The 23,372-nt window shown below is 38.8% G+C and carries 22 protein-coding genes; 19 read left to right on the top strand and 3 right to left on the bottom strand.

The window, feature by feature from the left end; translation table 11 throughout:
- Nucleotides 1-10: 10 nt before the first annotated feature.
- The 9 genes from B2008_RS06495 to tsaD are packed head-to-tail and all read left to right on the top strand — an operon-like array spanning nt 11 to nt 6,097.
- The gene (locus tag B2008_RS06495; RefSeq protein ID WP_281829161.1) at nt 11-331 is read left to right on the top strand and encodes a cyclic-di-AMP receptor; all 321 of its coding nucleotides are present in this window, start codon (nt 11-13) and stop codon (nt 329-331) included.
- Entirely contained in the window at nt 332-1,192 is an 861-nt protein-coding gene (locus B2008_RS06490) for a DNA polymerase III subunit delta (RefSeq protein ID WP_281829162.1), read from the top strand. It abuts the gene before it with no gap.
- 12 nt (nt 1,193-1,204) lie between these two features.
- Entirely contained in the window at nt 1,205-1,540 is a 336-nt protein-coding gene (gene yabA, locus B2008_RS06485) for a DNA replication initiation control protein YabA (RefSeq protein ID WP_281829164.1), read from the top strand.
- A gap of 14 nt (nt 1,541-1,554) precedes the next feature.
- Nucleotides 1,555-2,409, top strand: a complete 855-nt coding sequence (gene rsmI / locus B2008_RS06480) for a 16S rRNA (cytidine(1402)-2'-O)-methyltransferase (RefSeq protein ID WP_281829166.1) — start codon at nt 1,555-1,557, stop codon at nt 2,407-2,409.
- Between the two features lie 5 nt (nt 2,410-2,414).
- Entirely contained in the window at nt 2,415-3,146 is a 732-nt protein-coding gene (locus B2008_RS06475; RefSeq protein ID WP_281829168.1) for an acyl-[acyl-carrier-protein] thioesterase, read from the top strand.
- A 56-nt stretch (nt 3,147-3,202) separates the two neighbouring features.
- Nucleotides 3,203-3,721, top strand: a complete 519-nt coding sequence (locus B2008_RS06470; protein ID WP_281829169.1) for a folate family ECF transporter S component — start codon at nt 3,203-3,205, stop codon at nt 3,719-3,721.
- Nucleotides 3,722-3,748: 27 nt separating this feature from the next.
- Nucleotides 3,749-4,486, top strand: a complete 738-nt coding sequence (tsaB, locus tag B2008_RS06465) for a tRNA (adenosine(37)-N6)-threonylcarbamoyltransferase complex dimerization subunit type 1 TsaB (protein WP_281829170.1) — start codon at nt 3,749-3,751, stop codon at nt 4,484-4,486.
- Nucleotides 4,470-5,051 carry a ribosomal protein S18-alanine N-acetyltransferase gene (gene rimI / locus B2008_RS06460; RefSeq protein WP_281829172.1) on the top strand — a complete coding sequence of 194 codons (582 nt, stop codon included), beginning with the start codon at nt 4,470-4,472 and terminating at the stop codon, nt 5,049-5,051. Before tsaB ends, rimI begins: the two co-directional genes overlap by 17 nt.
- A complete protein-coding gene (gene tsaD / locus B2008_RS06455; RefSeq protein WP_281829173.1) occupies nt 5,048-6,097 on the top strand; it encodes a tRNA (adenosine(37)-N6)-threonylcarbamoyltransferase complex transferase subunit TsaD in 1,050 nt (349 codons plus the stop codon). Before rimI ends, tsaD begins: the two co-directional genes overlap by 4 nt.
- Before the next feature lie 45 nt (nt 6,098-6,142).
- Here the strand turns inward: tsaD and B2008_RS06450 are convergent, their stop codons facing one another.
- Nucleotides 6,143-8,074: an ABC-F family ATP-binding cassette domain-containing protein gene (locus B2008_RS06450; RefSeq protein WP_281829175.1), complete on the bottom strand. Its 1,932-nt coding sequence runs from the start codon at nt 8,072-8,074 to the stop codon at nt 6,143-6,145.
- A gap of 144 nt (nt 8,075-8,218) precedes the next feature.
- Between B2008_RS06450 and B2008_RS06445 the strand changes: the two genes are divergently transcribed.
- From B2008_RS06445 to B2008_RS06430, 4 genes are all read left to right on the top strand, one after another.
- Nucleotides 8,219-8,866: a redox-sensing transcriptional repressor Rex gene (locus B2008_RS06445; protein ID WP_281829177.1), complete on the top strand. Its 648-nt coding sequence runs from the start codon at nt 8,219-8,221 to the stop codon at nt 8,864-8,866.
- Nucleotides 8,867-9,011: 145 nt separating this feature from the next.
- Nucleotides 9,012-9,470 carry a LytTR family DNA-binding domain-containing protein gene (locus B2008_RS06440; RefSeq protein WP_281829178.1) on the top strand — a complete coding sequence of 153 codons (459 nt, stop codon included), beginning with the start codon at nt 9,012-9,014 and terminating at the stop codon, nt 9,468-9,470.
- The gene (locus B2008_RS06435; RefSeq protein ID WP_281829179.1) at nt 9,467-10,207 is read left to right on the top strand and encodes a LiaF transmembrane domain-containing protein; all 741 of its coding nucleotides are present in this window, start codon (nt 9,467-9,469) and stop codon (nt 10,205-10,207) included. The genes B2008_RS06440 and B2008_RS06435 overlap by 4 nt, the downstream gene beginning before the upstream one ends.
- A 46-nt stretch (nt 10,208-10,253) precedes the next feature.
- Nucleotides 10,254-11,234 carry a class III bacteriocin gene (locus B2008_RS06430; RefSeq protein ID WP_281829181.1) on the top strand — a complete coding sequence of 327 codons (981 nt, stop codon included), beginning with the start codon at nt 10,254-10,256 and terminating at the stop codon, nt 11,232-11,234.
- A gap of 40 nt (nt 11,235-11,274) precedes the next feature.
- Here the strand turns inward: B2008_RS06430 and B2008_RS06425 are convergent, their stop codons facing one another.
- Nucleotides 11,275-12,261 carry a LacI family DNA-binding transcriptional regulator gene (locus B2008_RS06425; RefSeq protein ID WP_281829183.1) on the bottom strand — a complete coding sequence of 329 codons (987 nt, stop codon included), beginning with the start codon at nt 12,259-12,261 and terminating at the stop codon, nt 11,275-11,277.
- 18 nt (nt 12,262-12,279) lie between these two features.
- Complete coding sequence (locus B2008_RS06420) at nt 12,280-13,737, bottom strand: sucrose-6-phosphate hydrolase (RefSeq protein ID WP_281829185.1); 1,458 nt, start codon at nt 13,735-13,737, stop codon at nt 12,280-12,282.
- 230 nt (nt 13,738-13,967) lie between these two features.
- Between B2008_RS06420 and B2008_RS06415 the strand changes: the two genes are divergently transcribed.
- From B2008_RS06415 to ruvA, 6 genes are all read left to right on the top strand, one after another.
- On the top strand, nt 13,968-15,920 hold the full coding sequence (locus B2008_RS06415; RefSeq protein ID WP_281829186.1) for a sucrose-specific PTS transporter subunit IIBC: 1,953 nt from the start codon (nt 13,968-13,970) through the stop codon (nt 15,918-15,920).
- Between the two features lie 177 nt (nt 15,921-16,097).
- Complete coding sequence (gene groES / locus B2008_RS06410; protein ID WP_281829188.1) at nt 16,098-16,382, top strand: co-chaperone GroES; 285 nt, start codon at nt 16,098-16,100, stop codon at nt 16,380-16,382.
- A gap of 51 nt (nt 16,383-16,433) precedes the next feature.
- Entirely contained in the window at nt 16,434-18,044 is a 1,611-nt protein-coding gene (groL, locus tag B2008_RS06405; RefSeq protein WP_281829190.1) for a chaperonin GroEL, read from the top strand.
- A 271-nt stretch (nt 18,045-18,315) separates the two neighbouring features.
- Entirely contained in the window at nt 18,316-20,889 is a 2,574-nt protein-coding gene (gene mutS / locus B2008_RS06400; RefSeq protein ID WP_281829213.1) for a DNA mismatch repair protein MutS, read from the top strand.
- Nucleotide 20,890: 1 nt separating this feature from the next.
- The gene (gene mutL, locus B2008_RS06395; protein ID WP_281829192.1) at nt 20,891-22,774 is read left to right on the top strand and encodes a DNA mismatch repair endonuclease MutL; all 1,884 of its coding nucleotides are present in this window, start codon (nt 20,891-20,893) and stop codon (nt 22,772-22,774) included.
- A 3-nt stretch (nt 22,775-22,777) separates the two neighbouring features.
- Complete coding sequence (gene ruvA, locus B2008_RS06390) at nt 22,778-23,371, top strand: Holliday junction branch migration protein RuvA (RefSeq protein ID WP_281829193.1); 594 nt, start codon at nt 22,778-22,780, stop codon at nt 23,369-23,371.
- Nucleotide 23,372 lies beyond the last annotated feature (1 nt).

Below are 23,372 nucleotides of genomic sequence, written 5' to 3'. Positions count from 1 at the left end.
GAATGATTATATGAAATTAGTAATTGCCATAGTTCAAAAAGAAGATTCCAATAAATTGCAGCACGCTTTTATTAAGGCAAATATTCGTGCGACTAAATTGGCAACAACCGGTGGTTTTTTAAGCGAAGGAAATACCACTTTCTTAATCGGAACACCAGATGATCAAGTGGAGCAGGTTTTGGATGTTATCAAATCTAAATCTGAGGCCAGAGAAGAATATGTTCGGCCTAATTTAATTCCTAACGACATGGACATAAGTATTCCGGTTAAAGTAACAGTTGGCGGAGCAACTTGCTTTGTCGTAAATGTAGATGAGTTTAAACGATTTTAAATGGTAGATCTAAAAAACATTGGCCAAAAGCAAGCGACCTTTTTACGCGAAGCTTATCAAAAAAAGCAGCTTGCTCACAGCTATTTATTTGTGGATAAAGATGAAACGCGTGCATTAAATACTGCATATTGGCTGGCATGTTTATTTAATTGTACTGGTGAAAAAAAGCCCGATAGCACTTGCCGCAACTGTAAGCAGATTTTATCAGGCAACCATCCTGACGTTTTGCTTGTTCAAACTGAAGGAAAACAAACTTTGAGTATCGACCAGATTCGTCCGTTAAAGGAAGAACTGGCAAAAAGTCCGGTTGAGAGCACCTGTCGCTTTTTCTTCATAAATGAAGCACAAAAATTAACTTTGCCAGCAGCTAATGCTTTGCTTAATTTGCTTGAAGAGCCCATCGCACCAGTAGTTTCAATTTTGATCACAAATAATGCGGATCAAATATTGCCAACAGTGCGTTCAAGAACGCAGATCATTAACTTTAATGAGGGCGAAGAGGTTCATGGTAAAACTGCCATTCTTTTAGACAATGGTTTTACCAATGAAGAAATTGAAGAGTTAGGCGATACGACCAAGCTTGATCAAGAAGTGAAGTATTTTTATCAAGAAATGCTTGAACGCAGCAGTCTTGCTTTAGTGAGTGCACATAAATTAGCAGATGAAGCTAATACAGTTACTTATCAGCATTATATTTTGCTGCGGCTCAAGATTATGGCCCAGCAGGATTTGCAAAGCGAAAGCAGCAGATTGGCTGGTACACGTATGCTAAAATGGCTGATGGAAGTTGATAAAATGCGGTTCAGTAACGTGAATTTTCGCAATTCATTAGATTATCTTGCTTTACAGTGGAAACGGTAGGTGTTGAAAAGAATGGATCCATATTCCAAGCTGCAGCAGCTCCACGATTCAATGGAAAAAATGACCAAAACCATTGAAAGCCTTGAAAATGATATGTTAGATACGCTGAAGGAAAACACAGAACTAAAAGTTGAAAATCAGCTTTTACGTGAAAAACTAGATAAATTGATAGCCAAACGTGGCGAACCAGTTGCAAAAACGCAAAGTGGACTTGAATCATTAAAGCAAATTTATAATTCAGGTTACCATATTTGCAATATGTACTATGGCTCTCACCGTGACCCTAGTTCGGACTGCATGTTTTGTTTAGATATTCTAGATAATTTTGGTGAAAAGAAGAAGCATTAAAAAGGACGGAGACAATGCAACGGCAAAGTAGTTATACCAAAGATGGCGGTAAACTTTTTTTAGTACCGACTCCAATTGGAAATTTAGAAGATATCACGATTCGGGCAAAAAAAGTTTTAACGGATGCAGATTACATCGCAGCCGAGGACACGAGAACGAGTGGCATTTTGCTTGAAAAAATTGGTGTCCACAATCATATGATTTCTTTTCATAAATATAATTCAAAAGAAAGAGCGCCTGAATTAATTAAATTAATGCAAGATGGTGCTACGATTGCGGAAATTAGTGATGCAGGGATGCCGGTCATTTCCGACCCTGGTTATATTTTGGTGCAAGAGTGCATTAAGAATAATATCCCCGTTGTTCCTTTGCCAGGACCATCTGCGTTTGCTACGGCGTTGATTGCTTCTGGTTTTGATGCGCAGCCGTTTACTTATTATGGCTTTTTGCCACGCAAAGCAACGGAGCAAAAGGGCTACTTTGAAAAAATGCGGGATTTTCGTGGAACCTCTATTTTTTATGAAGCACCGCATCGTTTGGCAAAAACTTTGAAAACATTATCGGAAGTTTTGCCAGCAGAGCGTCAAATTGTGGCTGCTAGAGAACTGACGAAAATTCATGAGGAATTTATTCGCGGCACAGTTGCGGAAGTTAGCAGCTATATTGCCGAAAATGCTCCACGAGGCGAGTTTGTTATTTTGATCTCACCTAATACTGAAGCTCCTAAACAGCTTTCTTGGCCAGATTTAATCAAATTAGTTAATGATTTGGTACAAAAAGGCGAAAGCAAGAAAGATGCGATCAAGGAAGTTGCCAAAGAGCATCATGTTTCTAAAAACGAATTGTATGATCAATATCATCAAGGCTAGGAAAAATGAAGTACACGGAAAAATATCAAATTGAATATAGTGATTGCGATGAAAATCAGCATTTAAAAATTCCCGTCATGATCGACTTGTTGATGCAGGTTTCCGAACATCAGCTTGATAAAGGACACGCTGGAACTGAGGATTTGCGCAAGCGCGGACTAGGTTGGGTAGTAACTCAATATCAAATTAAGATTTCTTCTTTGCCCAAACCAGGCGAACATGTAATTTTGAGCACCAAAGCAGTCGGTTATAACCACTTTTTTGAATATCGTGATTTCGGGATTGCTGATCAAGATGGCAATTCTCTAGTTCAAGTTCATAGCCAATGGGTCATGTTTGACTTGAAGAAGCGAAAGCTGACTGTGGCTGATGAGAAAATGATGCATGATTTTGACGTTCCGCTTCTGCAAAAGATGCCACGTTTTCCGCGCCTGCGTCCATTAGATAAATATGATGAAAAGCGGCAGTATCGCGTACGTTATGATGATTTGGATACAAACCATCACTTGACCAATAGCCATTATTTTAACTGGTTTATCGATATGTTTGATCGCGACTTTTTAAAAACGCATCTGATTCAGACAATTGACATTAAATTTGATAAAGAAGTTCGCTATGGTCAAGTACCTTATTCCTGCATGACACTAAGCAAAGAGCCAGTTAAGTCCTATCACGCTATTGAAAATGAGGACGGGAAAGAGCAAGCTGTTTGCGAAATTGGCTGGCGTAAGATATAATTAAATTAAAGCATGATAAAATGGTTATGTTTTTTTTATGAAAAGGATGGCCAACAATGAGTATTAAAAAATGGTTTGAGATCGATTTGCGTGAATTGATTTTGTTGGGATTAATCGTAGCCATGCAAGTTGTTTTGACACGATTTTCATTAGGCCCAGCTACGGTAAAAGTCGGTCTTGGTTTTATCGGCAGTGTTTTGCTTGCTTATCTGTTTGGCCCAATTTGGGGAGCCGTTGGTGGCGGTATTAGTGACTTGATTGCTTCCGCAATTTTTGGGGATCAGGGCGGCTTCTTTATTGGTTTTACGCTAACAGCAATGGTCGCACCATTTATATATGGTTTGTTTTTCTACCAGCAGCCAGTGAAAATCTGGCGGATTATAGTTGCGACTTTATTAGTTGACCTCATTGTCAATATTGGCATGAATACAATGTGGATTCACATAATGTATGGCCTGGATCTTAAGGCAGCTTTGATTCAGCGCGCCCCTAAAGAAATTATCGTTCCTTGGATTCAAATGATCGTCGTCTACTTTGTCTTGCAGTCCGTTTCTCGTATTAAAATAAAAAAGTGATTTTAGAAATAAAAGGGAAAGAATAATGTGAAAATCTTAAGTGTTTCTACAGCAACCAGCAATTTGAGCGTTGCTTTAAATGACAGTCAAAAGATTATTGTCGAAAAAAATGAAGTAGATAAGCGCAACCACAGCGAACACCTTGATCCGCTAATTGATGAAATTTTAAAAGATAATCAGTTAACTTTGCAAGATATCGACCGCTTTGCTGTTGCAATTGGGCCAGGTTCATATACTGGATTGAGAATCGGAATAACAACCATTAAGATGTTTGCCAGCATCTTGCATAAGGATGTTGTTGGTATTTCCACTTTGCAAGCATTGGCCAAGTCAGCTTCTGGCGATGATTTAATTGTGACTGCACTTGATGCCCGCAACGATAATTATTTTGCCGGTGCATATGTTTTAGATAAAAATCAAATTCCGCAAAATGTAATTCCAGATGGTCATTATCATATTGATACCTTATTGCAAGCCATTAAGGATTATTTGAAGGAAAACGATAGGCATCTTTTGTTGCTAGGCAGCGGTTTAGATAAGCAGGAAGATAAAATTAAAGCCTTAGGCGTTGATTTTGCCTATGGTAAAGATGAGCAAAATGGTGTTCATGCTGGTTTAATTGGTCAATTAGCTGAAACTGCAGAGCCAGTTGACCCTGATAAATTGTTGCCGAAATACTTGCGCAGAACGCAAGCTGAAGTAGATTGGCATAAGAAGACGGGGAAGCCTTTCGGTCCAGATAGTGATTATGTTGAAGAAGTTTAAAACATTAAACCAATTCTTTCATCCGGAAAGCAATCAAATCTCGATGGATTTTACTCCTTTTGTCACGACAGTAGGGAATAATCGTCTACAGGTAATGCTAGCTTCAGATGAAAATATTCCGGACTTATTGGTTTTGGAAAAAGAAGTCTATTCTGGTCAAACCCCTTGGAGCAGTTTTTCCTTTAAAACGGAATTAAGAAAACGCAAAAATTCACTCTATTTGGTTGTATATGAGGCCTCAACCTTAGTTGCCTTTATCGGAGCGCGTTTCCATCCCCGCGAGGCGCATATTACCAATATTGCGGTCGCTCCTAAATATCAAGGCCAGCACATTGGTCATATGCTATTGGAATTAATGATTGAAAGGGCAAGACAGAATAACTGTGAATGTGTTAGTCTGGAAGTAAGAATTGATAATGATCGGGCCAAAAGACTGTATTCAGAATTAGGTTTTGAAGCAACTTTTGTTAGAAAAAATTATTATCAGGATACTCATACCGATGCAGTCAATATGGTTTTATGGTTAAAACCTCATCGAATTAGAAAAAGGAAGTTTACAATGTGAGTGAGAAAAAAGACGTTCGCATTTTAGCCTATGAAAGTTCTTGTGATGAAACTTCAACGGCGGTTATCAAAAATGGTCGTGAAATTGAGAGCTTAATCGTTGCTACGCAGATTAAAAGTCACCAGCGTTTTGGCGGCGTTGTTCCAGAAGTCGCTAGTCGGCACCACATTGAAGTTATTAGTCAAATTACGAAAGAAGCTCTAGCTGAAGCAAATGCCAGTTGGAATGATATTGATGCAATTGCCGTTACCTATGGTCCCGGCTTGGTTGGGGCTTTGTTAATTGGCGTTAGTGCAGCAAAGGCAGCTTCAATGGCAACTGGTATTCCTTTAATTGGTGTTGATCATATTATGGGACACATTATGGTTGCCCAATTAAAAGATGAAATTGAATATCCAGCTTTGGCTTTACAAGTTTCTGGTGGTCATACCGAGATTGTTTTAATGAAAGATCCAATTCATTTTGAAATCATTGGCGATACCCGTGACGACGCAGCAGGTGAAGCTTATGACAAGATCGGTCGTGTACTTGGGGTTAACTATCCAGCAGGTAAAACAATTGACGCTTGGGCTCACGAAGGCAAAGATACTTTCCATTTTCCACGTGCAATGATGGAAGACGATGATTATGACTTCTCATTCTCAGGTCTTAAGAGTGCTTTTATCAACACTTGTCACCATGCTGATCAAATTCACCAACAATTGAATAAGTATGATTTAGCTGCAAGTTTCCAAGCATCAGTAATTGATGTTTTAGCTCATAAAACCATTCGGGCATTGAAGCAATATCGGCCTAAGACTTTCATTATGGGTGGTGGGGTTGCCGCCAACCATGGTTTGCGCGACCGGATGAGTAGTGAAATTGCCAAGTTGCCAAAGACAATGCAGCCTAAGGTGATTTTGCCAGATATTAAGCTTTGTGGCGATAATGCAGCAATGATTGGAGCGGCTGCTTACAATCTTTACAATGCTGGCAAGTTCGCGGATTTAACTTTGAATGCTGATCCATCGCTTGAACTGCCATATGCTGATAGTATGTTGAACTAATTTTTAGACAACAAAAACGACTTCAGAAGTGAAGTCGTTTTTGTTTTATTCAAAATTATCAAGATCTGTAATTGCTTGTTCCCAATCACTATTGGCTTGATCAAGTTTTTCCTGGATTGCAGATAATTTTTCTTGCAAAGGTCCTAATTTATCAAAATTAGTAGCAATTTCTGGTTTCGCCATTTCATTTTGAATCTCTTGTTGCTTTTTTTCCAGTTTTTCAATTTCCTTTTCGGCATTTTCCATCGCGCGTTGCAATTTACGTTTTTGCGAATCACGCTGTTTTTGTTCTTGATAAGATAATTTTTGCTCACTGATCTTCTTTACTGGCTCAGTTTCGTGAGGAGTGGTTCCATCTTGTTTTGGAGTTAGTCCTGCGTTTTGTTTTGCTTTTTCGTCAAGGTAGTAAGAATAGTTTCCTTCATAGATTTTAGCATGACCGTAGCGAACGGAAACAATCTTGTTTGCCAGTTGATTGATAAAGTAACGGTCGTGAGAAACGAAGAGCAGGGTGCCATCGTAATCTTTTAAGGCTTGTTCGAGCACTTCTTTGGCTTCAATGTCCAAGTGGTTCGTTGGTTCATCCATTAACAGAAAATTGTCATGCTCAAGTGAAAGCACTGTTAATGTTAGTCGAGCTTTTTGTCCACCAGATAACTGGCCGACAGTCTTATCAATATCTTTTGCTGTGAAAAGAAAGCTAGCCAAGATTGACCGCACATCACGCTCTGGCATTGTCTTATGGCGATCCCACACAGTATCTAGCACTGTTTTACCAGGATCAAGACGTTGCAATTCCTGATCATAGTAGCCAATGTCAAGGGAAGCACCATATTTGATTGAACCGCCCTTAGGCTTGAGCTGCTTCATAATTGTTTTAAGCAAAGTTGATTTGCCGATACCGTTAGAACCGATGATCGCTACGCGATCTCCCTTGTTTACTTGGAAGAAAATATCTTGCACCATGGTCTTTTCGGGATAACCAATCGTTAAATTATTTAAAATCAAGACTTCTTTTCCGGATGGGCGATCACTGCTAAAACGAATTCTAACCTTGTTTTTATGTTTTGGCGGCTTAATTCGTTCAATCTTTTCCAGCTTTTTGCGCCGACTCTGTGCTCGCTTAGTGGTTGTAGCCCGAACGAGGTTCTTTTGAATAAACTCTTCGTCCTTTTTGATTTCTTCTTGTTGCTTTTCGTAAGCTGCTTCTTGCTCTTTATCGCGTTCTTGGCGTTGCTCCTGGTATTGAGAATAATTGCCTTTAAAAGCAGTTAGCTTGCCAAATTCAAGTTCAAAGATTTGCGTTGCCAGATGGTCCAAAAAATATTGGTCGTGGGAAACGACAAGGATTGCGCCTTCATAATTTTTAAGAAAGCTTTCCAACCAGTCTAAAGTATCTAAGTCAAGATAGTTGGTAGGTTCATCTAACAGAAGCAATGGCGGCTTTTTCAGCAATAGTTTAACAAATGCCAATCTGGTCTTTTCACCACCAGAGAGGCTGCCGATTTGCTTTTGCCAAGTATCCTCTGGAAATTTAAACCCATTCAAAATACTTTTAATATCTGATTGGTAAGTATAGCCGCCATTTTGTTCAAATTGAAACTGCATTTGATCATATTGTTTAAGCAGGTCGCTGTCTTCAGGATGATCAGCGATTTGTTCTTGCATATGAGTTAATTTTTTGCCCTGATTAATTAATGGCAAAAAGACGGTTTCCATTTCATCCCAAATGCTTTTGTCCTCATCTAATGCATTTTCCTGAGCAATATAACCGACCTCAATGTTTTTATTAACAGTAAATTCGCCATGAGTTGGCTCTTGCTGACCGGTCATAATTTTAAGCAAAGTAGTTTTACCGACACCATTTGGACCGACTAAGCCAATTCTGGCATTTGAATCAATTGAGAAATTAACGTTTTTAAATAAAGTATTGGCACCGAATTGCTGTTCAAGATCGTGCCCTTGTGCAATAATCATAATTCTTCACCTGTCATTATTTTACCATAAGCAGAAAAAAGCTTGTTTGTGAAAAATCCACTTGCAAAGTTCCTATATTTCCGCGTATGATATAGATGTTTGATTATTCATTCACAAACATGAAACACATTGGGGGCTTCATTAATGGACAAAATTAAAATTCCTAAAGCAACAGCAAAGAGATTGCCGTTATACTACCGTTACCTGATCATTTTAAATGAAGAAGGCAAGGCAAAAGTTTCATCAACTGAATTATCTGAAGCTGTGCAAGTCGACAGCGCATCTATCAGACGCGACTTTTCTTATTTTGGTGCTTTAGGCAAACGTGGATACGGATATGATGTAAAAAACTTGCTGACCTTTTTTAAGAAGATTTTGAACCAAGACACTTTAACCAACGTAGCTTTGGTTGGTGTTGGTAACTTGGGTCGAGCTCTTCTGAACTACAACTTTAAACGCAGCAATAATATTAGAATTTCTTGTGCCTTTGATATTAATAAAGAAATCACCGGTCATATCTTAAGCGGCGTGCCCGTCTACGATATGAGCGATTTAAAGCAGCAATTAAGTGATCAGCAAATTTCAATTGCTATATTGACAGTGCCATCATCAGCTGCGCAAAAGACAACGGATGATATGGTTGAGGCTGGAATTAAAGGAATTATGAACTTTACGCCAATTAGATTATCAGCACCAGTTGATGTCAGAGTACAAAATGTCGACCTGGCAACTGAATTGCAAACTTTAATCTATTTCTTGGATTCTGATAAAGCCAAGAAAAGTGACTTTTAAAATTGAATAAAAATTGCCGCCAAACTTTTGGCGGTCTTTTTTTTACCACTTGGTTGATAAAAATGACCACTTAGTTTAAAAGGCTAGTTTTCCATGATTAAAGCTGTTTTAATATCATCAAGTCGAAAAAAGGAGGGGAGAAGATTTGAAAATAAGATTGGAAATCGATCCTAATCAAAAAGAACCTGAGATTTTGATCACTGCGCCTAAAATGAATGAGAAAATTGAACGCTTGTACAAACGGCTGCAGGCAGATGAGGAATCTCCTGAACAGCTTGAAGCGACTAAGGACGATACTTCTTATTATTTAAATCTAGATCAGATTCTCTTCTTTGAGACTGATAGCAAGGTCGTGATAGCGCATACTACAACGCAAGCGTATCAAGTAAAGTATAAATTATATGAACTAGAACAACTGTTGGGCAGCAATTTTATGCGTGTTGCTAAATCTACAATTCTAAATTTAGATCAGATATATTCTTTAACCAGATCAATTTCAAATTGCCAGATTAGGTTTCAAAATTCATATAAAACAGTATACGTTTCAAGACATTATTATCGCGACTTAAGAGACAGATTAGAAGAAAGAAGGCAATTATCATGAGAAACAAGCTTTGGCGCTCTTTTTGGGGCATTTTCTTTTTAGCAGCTGCAGCATTGGTAGTTGTTAACCAAATGGGAATTTTGAGCTACAAAATTGGTTTTTGGGCTATTGTAGGAACAATTATTTTTGCTTTAGGCTTAATTGACAGCGTGATTAATCGGCGAATTACGGAAGGCGTCTTTTCTATTGCTTTTTTATTGATAGTTTATGCTAAGCCATTGCATATTGAACGTTTAGTACCATGGACGATTTTGCTTGCCGCGGTTCTTATTTCAATCGGATTGGGGATTATTTTTCGCAATCGATTTCATACGGTGGTTTACGCAAATAAGAAAATTAAGGACTTTAGGAACAAAAGAGAAAGTATTTCAGATCATATCTTTACTGATACGGTGAGTAACGAAAAAGGGTCTCACGTGGTTGTTGATCAGACTTTATCCGATACTTCGCGCTACATTCACTCAAAAGAATTAGAGACGATTGAAGTCAATGGCAAGTTGGGTGATATCAACCTCTACTTAGATGATGCACAGGCTGCTGGTGATACGGTAGTAATGGATTTAAACGTTACAATGACTGAACTGAATATTTATGTGCCTTTGTCTTGGCAGGTAAAAGACAACTTGGGTAAAACATTTGGCAATATTCAAATTGAGGGAACTTCCAATGGTGGCGGTCCTACCTTGATTATTCAAGGGCGTGCTAGCATGAGCGATATTGATGTTAGATACATTTAGAATATAATATTGGTATATTTGTTTTAAATATAGAAAGAGCAGATTAATGATCGAAAAAAACGTCAATCTAAGCTTAATGTATGAATTGGAAAATTTGCATCATGTCGTAGTGCAAGCAACTAATTTAGTCAATAATCAAATCTTTGCTTTGCAGCTTTTGCATAAACAAACAGATATCATTGTCTATCAAGCAGAAGCAAACCGGAAGCACATTTTCTTTGATGAAGATAATCCAATTGTTTGCTTATCAGGGATGGCTGGCGGTCATACCCAGACTTGGGTTTACTCAGGAAAGCCAGGCAACTACTTTATCGGAACCAAGCCTAAGAAACATGGTCATATCTTATGGGATACGCAAATTGCACGAGTAAACATTAATGGCGGTAGCGTTCAGTATGACAGCAATACCGAACTGCCACGTCTGTCATATTTAAACCGTGTCGGTTCAGGCTTTGGCGATGGCAGCGTTGCTTACCCAGGCAAAGAGCTAGAACGTCTTGAGGCAGCCATTTCCCCTGATTACAAGCGTTTATTGATTGCAAGCATTGATTTAAATCATGTAGGTCATTTTGCTCTTTATGATTTGAATGAAGTTAATGAAGCTTTGGATAATGCCGAATCTAGTGCGTCTGATGTCAATATTCAAAATTTGCATTGTTTAGGTGCATTTACAATTCCTAGTTTTAATCAAACAATTCCATCAATTCAGGGCTATGATATTGATCAAGACAACAATGTTTATGTTTCTTGTCAATTAGGGCCAAAAGCTAATTTCTTAGGGATGGCTAAAGAAGGACATCCACGTCAGATTGTCAAGATTCCATGGGGTTCAAGCAATCCTGATGAATGGGAAGTAGCCAACCTTGATCATGATCATACAGTTGATACTTTGGGCTATGTTACCGAATTTGAGAGTGTACAGGTCGTAAGTCCAAATGAAATTTATTTGACTGTCGCATATCATAGAAAGAGTGATCTTAAGACTTTAAAGAATAGAGTCTACAAGATTGAAGGCTTTGGTAATTAAAGGTATTAAAAAACGTCTTAGCATTGCTAAGGCGTTTTTCTTATGCTGTGGTTTTACTTTTAATTAAGCGAACGGGTAGTTGATATTGGTGCTGGCTAAGTGGTTTTTGTGGATCATTAATGCGTTCTAGCAATAATTTAACAAGCAGGACAGCCATGTCCGAAATCGGTTGAGCAATTGTAGATAATTCGGAATGATAAGTTTGAATTTCTTTTGTCCCATCAAAACCAATCACTTTTAAATCCTTTGGTACCTGGATACCTAGCTCGACTGCTTCTTGCAAAACCAAAATTGCCGTTAGATCATCTGTACAAACTACGCCATCCGGATGATCATGCGTCAGCATTTTATGGATTGTCATCTTTTTTAAAAGAGGAGAATCGGAAAATGCTACTGAACAAAGATGAGGCGTCATTTTTAATGATTTAATCGTATCCAAATAAGCCTTTAGACGTTTGTCCGTTGGATTGCCTTTAGTTAATTTGTTTCCCAGGAAATAAATATTTTTGCAGCCGGCTTGAATCAAATCATGTACAGCCAATTGAATGCCTTGATAGTTATCGCAGCTAACGATCGGAATATTATCGGAAAGCTTGCGATCAAAAGAAACAATTGGCAAACCTAAGCGTTGATATTCATCAATTCCTAAATTGTGGGCACCAGCGATAATGCCATCAACTTGGTTAGCTAACAGCATTTTAATGTATTCACGTTCTTTTTCTTTATCCTTACCGGCATTGCAAAGGATAATTTTATAGTTCTTTTTAAAAAGTTCAGCTTCGATATCTTGAATCAATTCCGCAAAAAATGGGTTAGCAATGCTTGGAAAAATTACACCGATTAGCTTCATCTTTTTGCCTTGCAAAGAGCGAGCCAAGGAATTGGGCTGGTAATTTAATTCACGCATAGCTGCGAATACTTTTTCTTTTGTTGCTTCGCTTAAATATCCGTAATTATTAATTACACGCGAAACTGTGGTTGCAGAAACTCCGGCCTTTTTAGCTACATCGATGAGTTTTACTGCCATTTTTTGATCACCTTTACTTTAAAGGATGGTTCTCATTTCCCAGAAGTGGCCTGTGTAGTCAATCTTGTGATCGAAACAAATCTTTTGCTTGTCAGGATCATTAAAGAATCTTCCGGTTAAAACATGTTCACCATCGTTAACAAATACTTCGATTAAAGAATGGTCAACAAAAATGTCTAGTTTAAGATCAGCATCCTGCTTTAGCAAAATGCTACGTGTTTGACCATATTTTTCTGAAACGGATTGAGCGTTATGTGAACGATCTAAAGTTAATGAGCCTTTGGCAGTATCAAAACTGAGAGTGACATTCTGACTTAAATCGTCGCTTGCTGCTAAATAAAGTTTACCATTTTGACCAGCTTTAATGGTAATTGCTAATTCATATTGTCCGTTGGTTTTTTCTTTAATTAATTGTGAGTTGGTTTGTTCTTCTTGACCGCGCAAACTTTTAATTGAAGAAACAGGCTGCTGTAACAATTTGCCATCTTTAATGGAAAGTTCTTTAACTTGACTCAAGCAGTTAGCCCATTCTTCATTATCGGTTGGATAAGTTGTGTCGGGCAAGCCTACCCAGCTGATAACATAAGCTTTACCATCTGGTGCATTAAATGCTTGACTGGCATAAACATCAAAGCCTTCGTCGAGATTATGCAATTGACCAGGATTGATTAATTGCGTGTTTTCAAAATCAGCTTGGTCGGCAATTACATACATGTTTGGATAAATATTGCGGTAGTTTGCGACCTGTTGATCTAGTCCTTGAGGACAGAAAATGGCGACAGCCTTGCCGTCAACGTTGACGATGTTTGGACATTCGATCATATAGCCCATTGTTTGATCAGTAAAATGTAAAAATCCTAACTCGTGCCAATCAGTTAAATTGTCAGATTTCCAAACATCAATGTGTCCATGTTTTTCTGCCTGATCCTGTGCACCTAAAATTGCATAATAATGTCCCTTCTTCTTAATAATTTGTGGATCACGGAAATGCTCAGTGATGTTTGCTGGTTTTTCGAATAAAACATGCTTATCACTGACATTGCCATTTTTATCCATCCAAGCTCCAATTTGATATGGCGTTCTTATCCAGTTTTCATCGCGGTGGTTTCCAGTATACATTAAGAAAAGACGATCGCCAATTTGCATTGCAGAACCAGAATAAGCCCCATGAGAATCGGCTTTACAGTCAGGTTTAACTGCCAAACCCAAATTTTCCCAGTGAACTAAATCTGAAGACTTGAAGTGCCACCAGGATTTCAAACCATGAACGGCCCCAAAAGGATAGGATTGATAAAAGAGGTGATATTCGCCATTAAAATAAGAAAAGCCATTCGGATCGTTGATTAATCCTGAGATGGGATGCAAGTGATAATGCATCTGTACAGGCGAATTGGCTGCTTTTGCTTGCAAATCCAATAGTTTTTCAGCGCTCCACTGATTATAAGGCAAGTAACGTTTTTCTCGAGTCCATTCCATAATAATATCCTCCATGAAAGCGGTATCTTTTTAAGACTATTTTATTAAAAACAGTAAGCTATGTCAAACGATTATCAGCTAAGCTAATTGCTAAAGAATCAGTGCTTATACAAAATCATAGCAAAAAAGATGAAAATATATGATAAACGATTGACATATTTTTAGAATACGCTATCATAATTAGTGAATTCAGAAATAAAGCGTTTACATAATTTTGAGGGAGGAAAATTATGGATCACAGGAAAGTAGCAGAACGAGTTATCAAAGATGTTCATCAAGATAACATCATTGCCGCTGCGCATTGTGCTACTCGTTTGCGTTTGGTTTTAAAGGATGATTCAAAAATTGACCAAAAGGCCTTAGATAATGATCCTGATGTTAAAGGGACATTTAAGACTAATGGTCAATATCAGGTAATTATTGGGCCAGGGGACGTTAATGACGTCTATGATGAATTAATCAAAATTACTGGCTTGAAAGAATTATCAACTGATGATTTAAAGAAGGCTGCTGCCAAGGGTCAAAAGAAGAACCCAGTAATGGACTTCATTAAGCTCTTGTCTGATATCTTTGTTCCAATTATTCCAGCTTTAGTTGCTGGTGGTTTGCTTATGGCATTGAACAACTTCTTGACTTCGCCAGGTTTGTTTGGCTCCAAGTCAGTTGTTCAAATGGCACCAAATATTGCCGGACTTTCAAGTATGATTCAAATTATGTCCGCTGCTCCATTTATCTTTATGCCAATTTTGGTTGGTATGTCGGCAGCCAAGAGATTTGGTGCTAACCAATTATTAGGTGCAGCCGTCGGTATGATTATGACCACGCCTAACTTAGGCGGTGCAGCTAAGTTCTGGGACTTATGGGGTTGGCATGTTGCTCAAACCAACTACCAATATCAAGTTATTCCAGTATTGGTTGCTGTTTGGGTACTTTCTATTCTGGAAAAGAGATTGCACAAGTGGCTGCCATCAGCCGTTGACTTTACTTTCACACCACTTCTGTCATTGATGATTACCGGTTTTCTTACTTACACGATCATCGGTCCTGTCTTTAAAGGCGTATCTGATGCGATTACTAATGCCATCGTATGGCTCTACAATACAACTGGTGCCTTCGGAATGGGTGTCTTTGGTTTAACTTACTCAGCAATTGTTACTACTGGTTTGCACCAAAGCTTTCCAGCTGTTGAAACTCAGCTTTTGGCTCAATTTGCTCAAACTCACGGTGCAAGCTCTGGTGACTTTATCTTCGTTACCGCATGTATGGCCAATGTAGCTCAAGGTGCTGCTACTTTCGCAGTTTACTTCTTAACTAAGAACAAAAAGATGAAGGGCCTTTCTTCATCAGCTGTTGTTTCTGCACTTCTTGGTATTACTGAACCTGCACTTTTCGGCGTTAACTTGAAGTACAAATTCCCATTCTTCTGTGCTTTAATCGGTTCTGGTGTTGCTGCTGCCTTTGCGGGCTTGATGCATGTTACTGCTGCTGCTTTAGGTTCAGCCGGCTTCCTGGGCTTCCTTTCAATTTATCCAAAGACGATTCCAATGTGGGTTGTTTCCGTTGCAATTAGTTTTGTCATTGCCTTTATTTTGACTTATGTTTACGGTAAAGGTCATTTGAAGGAAGAAGTTGCTAGTCAAGATGTTCCAGTTAATGATGCAACTTCAATTGCTGAAGATAATCAAAAAGCCGAAAAGGTATCTAAAGAACAATTAAGCTTAAAGGATGAAGTTATTGCGGCTGCGGTAGATGGACAGCCTGAAAGCTTAACTAAAGTAAACGATAAAGTATTTTCCGCTAAATTAATGGGTGACGGTGCAGCAATCGTTCCTAGTGATGGCACGATTTACGCACCAGTGACAGGTACTGTTACTATTGCTTATGAGACCAAGCACGCTTATGGCATTAAATCTGATAAAGGTGCTGAAGTATTGATTCATATCGGTCTTGATACAGTTAACTTAAAGGGTCAGCACTTTGAAAGCTTTGTTAAGCAAGGACAACGTATTAACAAAGGAGATAAGTTGGGTACGGTTGACCTTGAAGCCGTCAAGAAGGCTGGCTATGATACAACAGTAATGGAAATTATTACTAATACTGCCAACTATGCTAACGTTCAAAGAATTAGCGATGCAGGCGTTAAGCATGGTGATAAATTAATCGCTGTTACTGCTCATAATTAAAAAATCTTATACTCCTCTAGAAAAATAAAGAAAAAGTAAAATTAGCACTCTTTTATAAAAAGTGCTAATTTTTTCTTGCTTTTTTATTGAAAACACGTTATTATCATATTTGTGAGTTANNTAACTCACAAATATGATAATAAAAATTAAAAAACTAATATTATAGGAGGGACAAACGTGTTAGAACCAATCGGTGATCGCGTGATCGTAAAAGTTAAAGAAGAAGAAGAAAAGACTGTTGGAGGCATCGTCCTTGCTTCCAATGCTAAGGAAAAGCCAACTGAAGGTGAAGTTGTTGCAGTTGGCAACGGCGCTTATGCTGAAAATGGCGAAAAGCTGCCAATGACGGTTAAGAAAGGTGACGTAGTTTTATACGATAAGTACTCTGGCACTAATGTTAAATATGAAGGTGAAAAGTACTTAGTCCTTCGCGAAAAAGATATTTTAGCAATCGTTAAGTAATTAGATAAGTCAAATCTTTTAAAATAAATCGAAATAAGGAGGATATAATCTATGGCTAAAGATATTAAATTCTCAGAAAACGCAAGACGTTCACTCTTAAAGGGCGTTGATAAATTAGCTGATACTGTTAAGACCACTATTGGTCCTAAGGGTAGAAATGTTGTTTTGGAACAAACTTATGGCAACCCAGACATCACTAACGATGGTGTTACTATTGCTAAGTCCATTGAATTAAAAGATCACTTTGAAAACTTGGGTGCTAAGCTTGTTGCTGAAGCTGCACAAAAGACTAACGATATTGCTGGTGACGGTACTACTACTGCTACTATTTTGACTCAAGCAATTGTTCGTGAAGGTATGAAGAACGTTACTTCCGGTGCTAACCCAGTTGGTATTCGTCGCGGTATTGAAAAAGCCACTAGGGCTGCTGTTGATGAACTTCACAAGATTAGCCACAGCGTTTCTTCAAAGGATCAAATTGCTCAAGTTGCTGCTGTTTCATCAGGATCAAAAGAAATTGGTGATTTGATTGCCGATGCAATGGAAAAGGTTGGCAAGGATGGTGTTATCACAATCGAAGATTCGCGTGGTATCAACACTGAATTATCAGTAGTTGAAGGGATGCAATTCGATCGCGGTTACTTATCACAATACATGGTAACTGATAACGATAAGATGGAAGCAGACCTTGATAATCCATACATTTTAATTACCGACAAGAAGATCTCAAACATTCAAGACATTTTGCCATTGTTGCAACAAATTGTTCAACAAGGCAAGGCATTGTTGATTATTGCCGATGATGTTTCTGGTGAAGCTCTTCCAACTCTTGTATTGAACAAGATTCGTGGTACTTTCAATGTTGTAGCTGTTAAAGCTCCTGGCTTTGGTGACCGTCGCAAGGCTCAACTTCAAGATATCGCTGCTTTAACTGGCGGTACAGTTATTACTGATGACTTGGGTCTTGAACTTAAGGACACCAAGATTGATCAATTAGGTCAAGCTCGTCGCATCACTGTAACTAAGGATTCAACTACTATTGTTGACGGTGCAGGTTCAAAGAATGCTATTCAAGAACGTGAAGACTCAATCAGAAAGCAAATTGAAGAAACTACTTCAGACTTCGACAAGAAGAAGTTGCAAGAACGTCTTGCTAAGCTTACTGGTGGTGTAGCTGTTATTCACGTTGGTGCTGTTACCGAAACTGAACTTAAGGAACGTCGTTACAGAATCGAAGATGCTTTGAACTCAACCCGTGCTGCTGTTGACGAAGGTTACGTAGCCGGTGGTGGTACTGCACTTGTTAACGTTGAAAAGGCCGTTAAGGATCTTAAGGGTGATTCAGCTGATGAACAAACTGGTATCAACATTGTTTTGAGAGCTTTGAGTGCACCTGTTCGTCAAATTGCTGAAAACGCTGGTAAAGATGGTTCAGTAATCTTAGATAAGTTGGAACACCAAGACAATGAAGTTGGTTACAACGCAGCTGCTGATAAGTGGGAAAACATGGTTGACGCAGGTATCATTGACCCAACTAAGGTAACTCGTACAGCCCTTCAAAACGCTGCATCTATTGCTGCACTTCTTCTTACTACTGAAGCTGTTGTAGCTGATATTCCTGAAGATAAGCCACAATCTCCAGCTCCAGATATGGGAATGTAGCCGTTAGCGCTTTAGCGCTTACGGATACATTTCTAGATCATGAAATGATCTAGTTCATCTCTTAAAGCTTTAGCGTTTAGAGATTCAATTCTCAAACATTTATGTTTGAGAATATAATTTAAAACATTGCAATAAAAGTTATACACATAGAAAGAAGATCGCATTTGCGGTCTTTTTTCTTTTGTCCACATCTTTAGCGTATAATAGTTAACAGTGAAAAAGAGTTAAAAAGAAAGAGGAATTTCATTTGGCTAAAAGCAGTACTACTCCTATGATGGAGCAATATTATGACATAAAAAAGCAATATCCCGATGCCTTCCTTTTTTATCGCGTAGGCGACTTCTATGAATTATTTGAAGACGATGCAGTCAAAGGTGCGCAGATTCTTGAGTTAACCTTGACTCACCGTTCTAATAAAACTAAAAATCCAATTCCAATGGCAGGTGTGCCTCACTTAGCTGTGGATTCATATGTGAATACTTTAGTTGAAAAAGGCTACAAAGTTGCACTTTGTGAACAACTAGAAGATCCGAAAAAGGCCAAGGGCATGGTGAAGCGAGGGATCATTCAGTTGGTTACGCCCGGTACTATGATGGCTGAAGGACCTAATGAGGCAAAAGAGTCTAATTACTTAACTTCTGTAGTGACGACCAATAGTGGATTTGGTTTAGCCTATAGTGATTTGTCCACAGGTGAAATTTATACTACCCACTTAAAAGATTTTGCAGCAGTTTCAAACGAACTTTTATCTTTAAGAACGCGTGAAGTTGTGTATAACGGACCATTAACGGCACAAAATCAAGATTTTATGCACAAGTCAAATATCACGGTTTCTAAACCAACGCCGCTTGAAGGCGAACATGCCGAAATTTCATACGTTGAACAAAACTTAAAGAATCATGCAGAAAGACAGGCAGCTGAACAATTAGTAGGTTATTTATTAACAACACAAAAACGCAGCCTGGCCCACTTACAGATTGCAAAAAGCTATGAAGTAAATCAATATCTGCAAATGTCGCATACTGTGCAGAATAATCTAGAATTAATCTCTTCTGCAAAAACCGGTAAAAAGATGGGTTCGCTCTTCTGGGTGCTGGATAAAACTCATACGGCAATGGGTGGTCGTTTGCTTAAGCAGTGGCTATCGCGTCCGCTTCTTTCAATTGAAGAAATCAATAAGCGGCAAGAGATGGTTCAATCCTTGTTAGACAACTACTTTACCCGAGAAAATGTTATTGATGCTTTAAAAGGCGTTTATGACCTTGAACGATTGACCGGACGGATTGCTTTTGGCAATGTCAATGCTCGTGAACTTTTGCAATTATCACGTTCCTTGCAAGCTGTACCAGTGATTTTAGATGCTTTAAAGCAATCAGACAGTACAGAATTAAAATATTTTGCCGATGAAATTGATCCACTCAAAGGTGTTGCTGAATTGATATCAACCACTTTAGTTAAGGATCCGCCAATTTTAACAACAGAAGGCGGCTTAATTCAGGATGGCGTAGATGCTCAGCTTGATCGTTACCGTGATGCGATGAACAACGGTAAAAAGTGGCTGGCACAAATGGAAGCTGATGAACGAGAAAAAACCGGAATTGAGAACTTGAAGATAGGCTATAACAAAGTATTTGGCTACTATATTCAAGTTTCTAATGGCAATAAGAGCAAAGTCCCCTTGGATCGTTATACTCGCAAGCAGACGCTGACTAATGCCGAACGTTATATCACGCCTGAATTGAAAGAACATGAAAACCTCATCATGGAGGCGCAGACTCGTTCAACTGATTTGGAATATGATTTGTTCGTTAAATTGCGTGAAGAAGTTAAAAAGTATATTCCAGCTCTGCAAAAATTGGGCAATCAATTGGCTGCGTTAGATGTTTATACAGGCTTTGCTACCGTTGCAGAAGAAAATAATTATTGTCGCCCAAGCTTTCACAGTGCCAACCAGAATATCGACGTCGTTGGTGGCCGCCACCCAGTTGTAGAAAAGGTAATGACGGCTGGTTCTTACATCCCTAATGATGTCAAAATGGCCGATGGTACGGATATTTATTTGATTACTGGTCCAAATATGTCTGGTAAAAGTACCTATATGCGACAAATGGCATTAATTGCGATTATAGCGCAAGTGGGCAGCTTTGTGCCAGCTGACAGTGCAGACTTGCCAATTTTTGACCAAATCTTTACGCGAATCGGTGCGGCCGATGATCTGATTTCTGGTCAGAGTACTTTCATGGTGGAAATGAGTGAAGCAAATGAAGCACTGCAATATGCTACCAAACGCAGTTTGGTACTATTTGATGAAATTGGTCGTGGAACAGCCACTTATGATGGAATGGCTTTAGCCGGCGCCATTGTTAAATACCTGCATGATAAAGTCGGTGCGAAAACTTTATTTGCCACGCACTACCATGAATTGACTGATTTAGACAAGACATTGCATCACTTGAAGAATATTCATGTTGGAGCAACTGAAGAAAATGGCAAATTGATTTTTCTGCACAAGATCTTGCCTGGCGCAGCCGATCAGAGTTATGGGATTCACGTTGCTCAACTTGCTGGCTTGCCGCATTGCGTTTTGCGTGAAGCAACTAAATTGCTTAAACGACTTGAAGCACAGGGTGCAAGCGAATTGGGACCAGCCAGTGAACAGCTGAATTTGTTTATGGAAAATGCTCCAGAAGCAGAAGAGACAACTGACGATGAAGCAGAAACAGTTTCAAATGCTGAAAAAGATGTGCTGGATCAAATTTCTAACCTTTATTTAGCAGACAAGACACCACTGCAAATAATGCAAATGGTTGCTGATTGGCAACAAGATTTAAAGGATAACGAGTAAAATGCCTAAAATTCATGAATTATCCGAGACCCTAACTAATCAAATTGCCGCCGGAGAAGTTATTGAGCGACCGGCTAGTGTTGTTAAGGAATTGGTTGAAAATTCAATTGATGCTGGTGCAAGCAGAATCAGAATTGATTTTATGGATGCCGGTTTAAAGCAAATCGTTGTTCAGGATAATGGTACAGGAATTGCACGCGATCAGATTGATTTGGCATTTACTCGCCATGCAACTAGCAAAATCAATAATGAGCGTGATCTTTTTAACGTTTCTACATTAGGCTTCAGAGGAGAAGCACTAGCTTCTATATCTGCGGTTGCTCATGTTGAAATAATTACGACAGCTGCTGATGAGATTGGTACTAAAGCAGTTTTTGTGGGCGGAAATAAAAAGACTGAAGAAGATGCAGCTGCAAGAAAAGGAACAAATATAACAGTTAAAGATTTGTTCTTCAATACCCCGGCGCGATTGAAATACTTGCGTAGTCCGCGAACTGAGATGATGAAAATTGTCGATATTGTCAACCGCATTTCACTAGGCTATCCGCAAATTTCTTTTACTTTGTCTAATGCCGGCAAAGTATTATTGAGAACGCCGGGTAATGGCAATTTAGCCCAAACCGTAGCTAATGTTTACGGCCGCCATATTGCTGAAAAGATGATTCCCTTTAAAAATGCAGACAGTGATTTTCAGGTTTCGGGTTTAATGTCTCGTCCCGAATTGACGCGTTCAACCCGCAATTTTATTTCCATTTTGCTTAATGGTCGCTATATTCGGAACTTTCACCTGAACACGGCGATTATGGAAGGATATGGTTCCAAATTAACTGCACGTCATTATCCAATTGTGGTGGTTGCAATTAAGGTCGATCCTTTATTAGTTGATGTCAATGTTCACCCAACTAAGCAAGAAGTAAGATTGTCTAAAGAAAAAGAACTAAGCCGTTTGATCACGGCCGCTATTAGCGATAACTTAATCAGTCATCCCGAACAAAGCGATGCTTTTGCCAATTTAAAAACTAATCGGCAGGAGACCTTGGTTGATCAATTAAAGTTTAATTTAAACCAGAACGTGGTTAATACCACTAGGCAACCAACACCAGAAATTCATGAAAAAGTAACGCCAACTGAATTAACACCTAAAAAGGCTAAGACGAAATACGTGGATTTAAGTATTCCACGTGAGGATGATCGTTACGTAATTACCACGACATGGGCAGACAATATTGCCAAACAAACACAATTAACGCCCTTTGGCAAAGGCAAGTCTGACAAGGAAGTTATTTCAACTGGGGATGAAACGCTGGCTACCAATTTGCCAGAACTGCAATATTTGGGTCAAACTAAAACCTATATTATTGCTGAAGATAATGGTGATCTGTTTTTGATTGATCAGTTAGCAGCACGGCGCCGTTTAACTTATGAAAAAATCTATCAGACACTGCTTGAAAAAAAGATTGTGCAGCAAGGTTTACTAACGCCTTTGGTTCTTGAATTTGGCAACTTGGACTTTTTACAGATAAAAAGCAAAATTGACGAGATTAAAAAAATCGGAATTTTTCTGGAAGATTTTGGTCAAGACAGTTTTATTATGCGCTCCTATCCAACATGGATTCATGGTGATGTTGAAGGCTCAGTTAGAAGAATTTTGGATAGCTATTTAACGGTCGCACACCAGACTGAGACGACCTTGTTTGCTAAAATTGCTGCTTTGCAGGCTCGAAAAGAAATTACCGGTCATGTTGATTTATCGGCTGGAGAAAATGTCAGTCTTCTAGCGGATTTGCGCAAGAGCAGTGATCCATATCATGACGCCGATGGCAAAGTTGTTTTAGTCAGAATAAGTCAAAATGACTTGCGGAAGATGTTTAAAAAGGATGAATAAAAGATGTTTGAATATTTAGATGGAACGATTGCTGAAATTTCGCCAAGCTATATCGTCGTTGATGTTAATGGCGTTGGCTATAAAGTTTTCAGTCCGACTCCTTTTGCTTATCATCAAGGGCAAAAGGCTAGAGTTTATGTTGAGCAGAATTTCTCAGATAACAATGGCTTTACTCTTTATGGTTTTCAAGACAAAAATGCTAAAGGTCTTTTCCTGAAATTGTTGAGTGTCAGCGGAATTGGTCCCAAGTCTGCTTTAGCTATCATGGCGGCTGAAGACAGCGACTCCTTGGCTGAAGCAATTGAGCAGGGTGAAGTTAAGTATTTGACGCGTTTTCCGGGCGTGGGCAAAAAGACGGCTTCCCAAATTGTGCTTGATTTGAAAGGAAAGTTAGGCGATTATGTTAATAGTTTGGATCGGACGGTTGCCGATAATGAAGAGATTTCACCAGAATTGCACGATGCCTTATTAGCTTTGATTGCCTTAGGCTACACTCAAAAAGAGGTCGATCGCATTACTCCGAAACTGGAAAAAATTGATACCGATAGTGCAGATAAATATATTAAGAAGGGATTGGCCCTTTTATTAAAGAAGTAAT

This window comes from Lactobacillus sp. UBA5813 (assembly GCF_002417895.1).
Classification (GTDB): Bacteria; Bacillota; Bacilli; order Lactobacillales; family Lactobacillaceae; genus Lactobacillus; species Lactobacillus amylolyticus.
This window is presented reverse-complemented; position numbering and strand designations above follow the sequence as displayed.

Bases quoted from the DNA above. Each gene is read 5' to 3' on its own strand.
- B2008_RS06495 (WP_281829161.1), top strand. From the start codon at position 11: ATGAAATTAGTAATTGCCATAGTTCAAAAAGAAGATTCCAATAAATTG.
- B2008_RS06490 (WP_281829162.1), top strand. From the start codon at position 332: ATGGTAGATCTAAAAAACATTGGCCAAAAGCAAGCGACCTTTTTACGC.
- yabA (WP_281829164.1), top strand. From the start codon at position 1,205: ATGGATCCATATTCCAAGCTGCAGCAGCTCCACGATTCAATGGAAAAA.
- rsmI (WP_281829166.1), top strand. From the start codon at position 1,555: ATGCAACGGCAAAGTAGTTATACCAAAGATGGCGGTAAACTTTTTTTA.
- B2008_RS06475 (WP_281829168.1), top strand. From the start codon at position 2,415: ATGAAGTACACGGAAAAATATCAAATTGAATATAGTGATTGCGATGAA.
- B2008_RS06470 (WP_281829169.1), top strand. From the start codon at position 3,203: ATGAGTATTAAAAAATGGTTTGAGATCGATTTGCGTGAATTGATTTTG.
- rimI (WP_281829172.1), top strand. From the start codon at position 4,470: ATGTTGAAGAAGTTTAAAACATTAAACCAATTCTTTCATCCGGAAAGC.
- B2008_RS06450 (WP_281829175.1), bottom strand. From the start codon at position 8,074: ATGATTATTGCACAAGGGCACGATCTTGAACAGCAATTCGGTGCCAAT.
- B2008_RS06445 (WP_281829177.1), top strand. From the start codon at position 8,219: ATGGACAAAATTAAAATTCCTAAAGCAACAGCAAAGAGATTGCCGTTA.
- B2008_RS06435 (WP_281829179.1), top strand. From the start codon at position 9,467: ATGAGAAACAAGCTTTGGCGCTCTTTTTGGGGCATTTTCTTTTTAGCA.
- B2008_RS06430 (WP_281829181.1), top strand. From the start codon at position 10,254: ATGATCGAAAAAAACGTCAATCTAAGCTTAATGTATGAATTGGAAAAT.
- B2008_RS06425 (WP_281829183.1), bottom strand. From the start codon at position 12,261: ATGGCAGTAAAACTCATCGATGTAGCTAAAAAGGCCGGAGTTTCTGCA.
- B2008_RS06420 (WP_281829185.1), bottom strand. From the start codon at position 13,737: ATGGAATGGACTCGAGAAAAACGTTACTTGCCTTATAATCAGTGGAGC.
- B2008_RS06415 (WP_281829186.1), top strand. From the start codon at position 13,968: ATGGATCACAGGAAAGTAGCAGAACGAGTTATCAAAGATGTTCATCAA.
- groL (WP_281829190.1), top strand. From the start codon at position 16,434: ATGGCTAAAGATATTAAATTCTCAGAAAACGCAAGACGTTCACTCTTA.
- mutS (WP_281829213.1), top strand. From the start codon at position 18,316: ATGATGGAGCAATATTATGACATAAAAAAGCAATATCCCGATGCCTTC.
- mutL (WP_281829192.1), top strand. From the start codon at position 20,891: ATGCCTAAAATTCATGAATTATCCGAGACCCTAACTAATCAAATTGCC.
- ruvA (WP_281829193.1), top strand. From the start codon at position 22,778: ATGTTTGAATATTTAGATGGAACGATTGCTGAAATTTCGCCAAGCTAT.